Annotated in this window: 1 protein-coding gene; it reads right to left on the bottom strand. The window is 57.7% G+C overall.

The genetic code is table 11. From position 1 onward, the window contains the following. On the bottom strand, nt 1–2,050 hold a 2,050-nt coding region (locus WCO56_29725), incomplete at both ends, for a hypothetical protein (protein MEI7733782.1).

The following is a 2,050-nucleotide window of genomic DNA, read 5'->3' as shown; positions in this document are numbered from 1 at the left end:
GTGCTCCGGGGCGTGAGCGGTTCCTGGCTGCCGTTATCCACCGTGGCATCCACGCTGGCGTATGAATACGTGATGGCCCGGCATTGGTTGAAAGCCGCGTCGGGAGCAGCAGTCTTGAACTGGCTGGTCTTGTTGGTCAGCCGTCTGGCGTCGTCATAATAATAGCGCTCCCAGTAACCGTTGGCCTGGCTGGTTTGCGCCAATAACCCATAGCGGTTGGTATCCCCCGGATTCGTGTAATAGCTCCACGAGTTGGTTTGCGGATTGGGGTCGTTGGGATTGATGATTTGCCGTACCCGCACCTTGCCCAGCGGCGCGGCGTACGTGGCCCACTCGCTCACTTCCTCATAAACGATGGCATCGGGTGTGCCGATGGCGCGGGCTTGCGCCGTTTCATCGGCGCTGATCGTCAGCGATTCCTGCCGCAACACCGTCGCCCCCTGCCGCGTCGTCAGACTCCAGTCCGTTTGCCCATTATTGACTTCGCTGGTGTATTCATACGCCAACCCGGATTGCGCATCGCTAATGCGCAGCACCGACGGACTGCCCGCGACATACTCAATCGTGCTGGTCTTCAGCGGGTTTCCAGTAGGCACATAACAGTTGGACGCAGTGTTCCAACTCCCCGCCTGACTGTAGAAGCGGATTTCATACTTTTGCCCGGTAACCGCCACAATATCGGCCAGCCCTTCGGGCACCCGCACCTGGCGCAAGACGTTGCCGCTGCCCCGGATCACCTGCCCGTCATTATTTAAGAAGCTGGCCAGCCCCTGGGGCGTGCCCAAGCCACTGTCCAGCGTGGCCGCGTTGAGATACAAGTAGCCGGCGGGCGAGCCGCCAAAACGATTCCCCAGGCCGAACTTGACATTCACACTGTCCAAATTCGCGGTGGTCTGGCCGAGTTGACATATCTCACTGCTACATTGCCAGGTCGTGTCCAACTTCACCATCAGTTGACCGGGACTCGGGGGCGGTCCCAGTTCCAGGCCGTCTTCCCCGCCAGTTTTTTGGATATATTGCAGGTCGCCCGTGAAAGTCACATCCTCATATTGCACCGAGTTGGTCACCGGCGGGCCGCCATCCATGGGAATGAAAACGTATCGCCATTCAATGCGGGCTTTCTCATCCTTGGGGCCGCGAAAGGCAATGCGGAACTTCAGCTTGCCATAGGCCGCCTGAAAACCGGCGGTTTCGAGGCTGTCGTAGGCCGACGGCGGGTAGATGACATTGGTGATGCTGCCGTATTCCGCGACGCCATAGTCCGTCGCATTGGACCAACCCGGCCACGGGATGCTGCTCAAACACCCTTGCGCCGTGGCGACGAAGTCGGAGAGGGAATACGCGCTGTCGAGGTTGATTTTTTGATACACCTGACAGGCGTTGGAGAATTCCCCAATCGGGCTGTTGTCGCTCGAATACATCAAATCATTGGCGGCATAGCTCTGGGAAAGTTCATATTGTTGCGCCGTCAGGTTGCTCACCAGCGTGTTGTAAATGGAGTTGTCATAGCGACACTCATAATTGGCCACGCAGCCCGGATTAGCCGTCCAAGTGCCGAGACTCGTAGTGCTGAAATTACAACTTTCATTGACCGGGAACCCGTTAGTATCGCGGTACGTAACGCTTTTGTTGATGACGCCGAAGAAGTCGGTGCATGTCGGGGTGGTCAAATTGGTCAATGAAAATGCATAGACCGCGCGGGTGCCTGCGGAATAGCTGTCGTGACAATTCAAACAGGAAATGGTGTAGCCTTCCGCATCGTAACTCTGGCTGTTGTAATTGGTAATCTCCTTGCCGAAATAAATGGTGGGGTTTTGCGGGTCACGCACCAGGGCCGGGAAGCCAACCTTGGTGTAATTGGTGGCCACCGTAATGACGTCCAGCCGCACTTCCAACCCGCACGCGGCAGCGGCAGTCTGCGTCACGCCCAGGTGCAGCCCAAGGAGCAACCCCCAGCATGTAGCCGTCGCGGTCAGGCGACGAACCATTCCGCAATCCGCAATCCGCAATCCGCAATCCCTGCTGGGCTGTTTTTCATCCGTGCCATCCG

The organism is Verrucomicrobiota bacterium, from assembly GCA_037139415.1.
Classification (GTDB): domain Bacteria; phylum Verrucomicrobiota; class Verrucomicrobiia; order Limisphaerales; family Fontisphaeraceae; genus JBAXGN01.
Note: the sequence above shows the minus strand (reverse complement) of the source record. Positions and strands in the feature narration are given on the sequence as shown.